The following is a 4,434-nucleotide window of genomic DNA, read 5'->3' on the forward strand; positions in this document are numbered from 1 at the left end:
GACTAAATGTCCCTTTATAACCGACTAAATGTCCCTTTATAACCGACTAAATGTCCCTTTATGAACGCTAAAAGCCTTTTGTAGAAAGGCTTTTAGCGTGCGTAAAAGCATTTAAAAACTTTAAAATATATATAAAAGCCTAAGCAGGCATAAAAACAGCCCTATGCCCTCGCTAAAGCTCGGACGTTTTAACCTCGCTTCGCTCGGTTGAGGGGCTGTTTTTTCAAAGGTGAATTGAGAGTTCTAAAAAGAAACTATGCCTTCGCTTCGCTCAGAAAGCTTTATGCTCGCTTCGCTCGTTCATAAATCAATTTAAGTACAGTCGCTTTGCTCTGTTAATCCCTTTATGAAGTAAGAGGGAGTAATTGTAATCAGAGAGAAAAACACGAGAATTTTGATGCCAGGTGGTCGCTCGTAGACACTCGCTTGGCTCTTATTTCTATAAAGCAAAATGCTCAAGTTCAACGTATTACTTTAATTTTAGATAAGCTGTAAAGTATCTATAAAATCAGTGATTATTGATCATTAAATTAAATAATTAGATCTCTTAAGGTATCTCATGCTTAAACTAATATTGAATCTTTTAGTTTTTTTCTTCGTTCCGTTAGTGGCACCAAGCCCAATATTTCATCTCTATGCAACGTTGTTAGCAGATTTTTTTAACGAAATTAATTTTGGTTTTATTCTTTTGTGGGTAGTTGGTGGATTACTAGTTGGAGCATTTTTATCAGTTGTAGCTTACGAAAATTTTGTTTTTAAGAGTAAATTTTTAGCTACTTTAATCATTGGTTTATTATCCTCCCTTGTTCTTTTTGGTGCTTTATCCTTTGATTTTCCAAAGATAATTAGCCTGTCTATCGGAATTAGTTATTTTATAGCTTTTGAGGTTACGGCATTTTTCTGGAATAAATCTGCAAATAAATTAGAAAATGAAATCTAAATAACCATCAAATTTAGCTCGATACTTTGAAATTTGGCTTTAGCCATAGTTCAAAGTCGAGCCACTTTGCGACACTAAGTATCTGATTGGTTTGAAAGGAACAGAGCAAAGTACCGAACATTAATTATTTAGGGTCAATCACACAATAATCAGCATTTTTTCCATAGCCACACTGTTTTTTTATAACTCTAACGCATGTTTTCCCGTCACATTTTGATAGGTCTAAGCTGTATTTTTTCAGGTTGTTCACTTCCGATCTGCGCTGCTGGATTTCATCCATACTTGGTACAAATAAAAATAATGCCAAGAACAGCACCATCACCAACGCTACAAAGGCACTGGCAAACACGGCAATGAATTGATAGTTAAGACGGCTAGTTGCCTTGTCTAGTTCCTGAATACGGCTCTTTAATGCCCCTATAGCCTGTTTATTTGTCTCCTGTAGCGACTTTTCAGCCTTATCTAGAACCCCACTAGCTACTTGGGCGTAAAACGTCTCTAATCGCTTCTTATCGTCTGCTATGGCTTCTCTGTATTCCTTCATGGAAGCCAATAAAATATATAACTGGTCGTCTAAATCGTCGTTTTGGTTACTCATAGAGATGGCCCATCTTTACTTATGCTTTGGCGTCGTTTCTGCTTCATGGCTCGTTCTTGCTGTTGCTTTAACTGCTGCTGATGTTCCAGTTGTAGGCGTTTAGCTTCCTGATCTTTCTTCCATTGCTCAAAACCCTTTTCCACACGGCTGAAGCCTTGTTCTAGGATTTTTTCCTTTTTGGGTTCTTTGAATTGGAGCTGCTGATTGTTTTGCTGTTTGATGTTGTCATTGAAACGGCTAACTTCAGTATCTATGCCCTTTCTGCGTAACTGAGTAACCTTGCTGCCTTCATGTATCGTGGCTTGTAAGCCGTTACCTTGTTCGGCATAGCTGCGATGGTCTATTTTTTCTTTGTACCCTGCTTTGTCCAGGGCGTAATTTGCAAGGTTTGCCCAGGTGGCTCGAATCTGTTTGATTTCTTCTTGGCTTGTACCCATGCCTAGGCTTTTTCTTTTGGTGTTACTTAGCTCAATTTCCGCTTTTTGAGTAAGGACCAATTTATTTTCAGGGTCTAATTCTGCTTTGCGAGTTGTCAGCAGGATATGTGCATGATGGTTTTTATCATCACCACCTTTGCTGGGTGCATGAATCGCTAAATCTGCAACTACCCCATAGCGATCTACTAAGGACTTGGCAAAGTCTTTAGCAAGTTCCTTGCGTTGTTCTTCATCCAATTCATCAGGCAAGGCAATAACCCATTCTCTAGCGGTTCTGGCATCTTTCCTATTTTCGGTTTTTTCCGCCAGATTCCAGAGTTCAGCACGATCAATTTGAGTATCTAAGTTCGAGATAATTTCGGTATAAGCCACACCTTCTTTTCTCGTAAAGTCGTGTGTTAATCCTGTCCGTTCATCTGTCAATTTTTCTCCTGCACGATAAGCAATAGATGCAACCGCAGTTCGTCCCGAACTTCGGTTAACGGTCTTAGTCGTACAGTGATAAATTGCCATGCCTTAGCCTTGTGATGGTTTTGCTTTTGCTTTTAAAAAATTGCGTAGCAGTTTTTTGGGGTTAAGGGGATTCCCCTTACGCAACGATGACTTGAACTTTGTTCAAGTCGTAAGTGCGCATTTCATGAAAAACACGATAGCATAAAGCCCGCTTGAATTCCAATTCATAGGGCCTTATGCTTGAGTGGTTTTCTATATCCTGAAATCTGAATCATGACAAAAGCTGCTGAAACTCTCGAAAAGAAAATCGAAGCCCAGTTAGAAAAGCTGAAACAGCTAAAGGCTCGTAAACAGGCTATCGAAGCTAGAGAAAAATCGAAGCAAAAAGAGCAGGAAAGAAAGGACGATACTCGACGCAAAATTTTGCTTGGTTCTTATTTAATTAAAAAGATGCAGGCCAATGAAGCCAATAAAGAAAAGATTCTTGCTGATCTGAATGAATACTTAACTGAAGACCGTGACAGAAAGCTTTTTGATTTACCTCTAAAAATAGAAACTAAAGATATTTAGGTAATTAGTAATGGATAAAAAATCTTTTTTTAAGCAATATTTTGAGATCGAAGCGAATTCCTCTTTGCCCCATTCAGAAGACGCTTACAAAGATTTTGATTTCGACATTATGATTTCAAATCCTATTGGAAAAGAACCATATATTGTTGTATTCACTCCAGTAAAGGATAAAGAATCCTTATCCCTCATTGTTGAACTTCCTCAAAACGAGTGTCACATTGACTTCGGACATACTGATATTTTCTTCATCGACAAAAAGCCTGTCAGAAAAGGTAAAAAACGAATTAAATTACTAAAACTTATTAATAAGTTTTTAAAGTCTAACGGACTAATTGAGGTCTAATCTTTTAATCATAACTGAAACCCTGATTTTTCTAAGAGTGGATAAAGTTCTCTAAATTTTTGAGGTTCTAAAAGCATGTCAGCAATACGAATAGCAAACTGTTGGTAGCTTTCAGTACCTTGAGAATATTTACTCATTTCCGGCATTTCAGAGAGTTTATTTGCAAATAAATGTCGTTGAGAATCTGTCATTTGGATAAAGAAATCAGGTGTATTCGGATCTCTTTTAAGATCAACAATCTTTTCAATTTTTGGTTGGTACTTTTGCTTAAAGCTAAATGAAAATGCTGAAATTAATCGCCCTTTTTTATGCTGCTCATATGTTGCAGTAATATCTGTATATTTATTAATTTGCTTAATAGCTGGCTCTAATACACGTTTTTTAAAATCATTCATGGCTGTGTATTCAGTATCTTCAACACCAATTTTGCTTCTAAAGTCATCTAATTCAATTTTTGGAGTTTTACCAACTTCACGCCATGCAATTAAAAGCTCATATAAGCGGATTGCATATTTACTGGTAAGTTGGCTGACTTGTTTAAGTTGATAACTCGTGAAATGTTGCTCAAGTCTTGTAATTAGTGGTACTACATCAGGTGCAAACGTAATCTCTAGTGTGGCCGAATCATCAATATATTTAATACGGCTTACCCATCTTGATTTTACTGTACCTACATTCCCTTTCTTATCTTCTTCTTTAAAAGAAAATTGTCGATCAAATAAGTTTAAAACAGCATTTTTTAATGCTTTGTAAGCTCCATCATTGCTTATATCAAAGCGGCTAGCATAGTCCTTTGCATGTATTTCTAATTTACTATCGGCTGTAATACCGTTGCCTGTTTCTCTTGCATTAAGAATTGCTAAAAGTATTAAACGCTGTTCAGTTACTTCTAAATTATAACTAGCATTAATTAACGCATTATCCTTCACAACAAGCTCATTTTTCATAATCAGATTATATTGTTACTTATAATATGGACATTGTAAATTGAAGTCACTAAAGGGTCAATACCTATAATGTCCCTTTATAAAGACTAAATGTCCCTTTATAACCGACTAAATGTCCCTTTATAACCGACTAAATGTCCCTTTAT

The 4,434-nt window shown here is 36.5% G+C and carries 6 protein-coding genes; 3 read left to right on the forward strand and 3 right to left on the reverse strand.

What is annotated here, in order from left to right; genetic code table 11:
• The first annotated feature begins 559 nt into the window (after nucleotides 1–559).
• Nucleotides 560–940: a hypothetical protein gene (locus F955_RS15310; RefSeq protein ID WP_004896749.1), complete on the forward strand. Its 381-nt coding sequence runs from the start codon at nucleotides 560–562 to the stop codon at nucleotides 938–940.
• A 124-nt stretch (nucleotides 941–1,064) separates the two neighbouring features.
• Here F955_RS15310 and F955_RS15315 read toward each other — a convergent pair whose 3' ends face one another.
• The gene (locus F955_RS15315) at nucleotides 1,065–1,538 is read right to left on the reverse strand and encodes a hypothetical protein (RefSeq protein ID WP_004896752.1); all 474 of its coding nucleotides are present in this window, start codon (nucleotides 1,536–1,538) and stop codon (nucleotides 1,065–1,067) included.
• Nucleotides 1,535–2,488, reverse strand: a complete 954-nt coding sequence (mobQ, locus tag F955_RS15320) for a MobQ family relaxase (protein ID WP_004896754.1) — start codon at nucleotides 2,486–2,488, stop codon at nucleotides 1,535–1,537. The genes F955_RS15315 and mobQ overlap by 4 nt, the downstream gene beginning before the upstream one ends.
• 213 nt (nucleotides 2,489–2,701) lie before the next feature.
• Here mobQ and F955_RS15325 point away from each other — a divergent pair, with 213 nt between their 5' ends.
• Nucleotides 2,702–2,998 (forward strand): hypothetical protein, encoded by a 297-nt coding sequence (locus F955_RS15325; protein WP_004896757.1) that lies wholly within the window; start codon nucleotides 2,702–2,704, stop codon nucleotides 2,996–2,998.
• 10 nt (nucleotides 2,999–3,008) lie between these two features.
• On the forward strand, nucleotides 3,009–3,341 hold the full coding sequence (locus F955_RS15330; protein ID WP_004896759.1) for a hypothetical protein: 333 nt from the start codon (nucleotides 3,009–3,011) through the stop codon (nucleotides 3,339–3,341).
• Between the two features lie 8 nt (nucleotides 3,342–3,349).
• Here F955_RS15330 and repM read toward each other — a convergent pair whose 3' ends face one another.
• Nucleotides 3,350–4,288 (reverse strand): replication initiation protein RepM, encoded by a 939-nt coding sequence (gene repM / locus F955_RS15335; protein ID WP_004896760.1) that lies wholly within the window; start codon nucleotides 4,286–4,288, stop codon nucleotides 3,350–3,352.
• Between the last annotated feature and the right edge of the window lie 146 nt (nucleotides 4,289–4,434).

Origin of the sequence: Acinetobacter schindleri CIP 107287 (assembly GCF_000368625.1) — a bacterium.
GTDB lineage: Bacteria > Pseudomonadota > Gammaproteobacteria > Pseudomonadales > Moraxellaceae > Acinetobacter > Acinetobacter schindleri.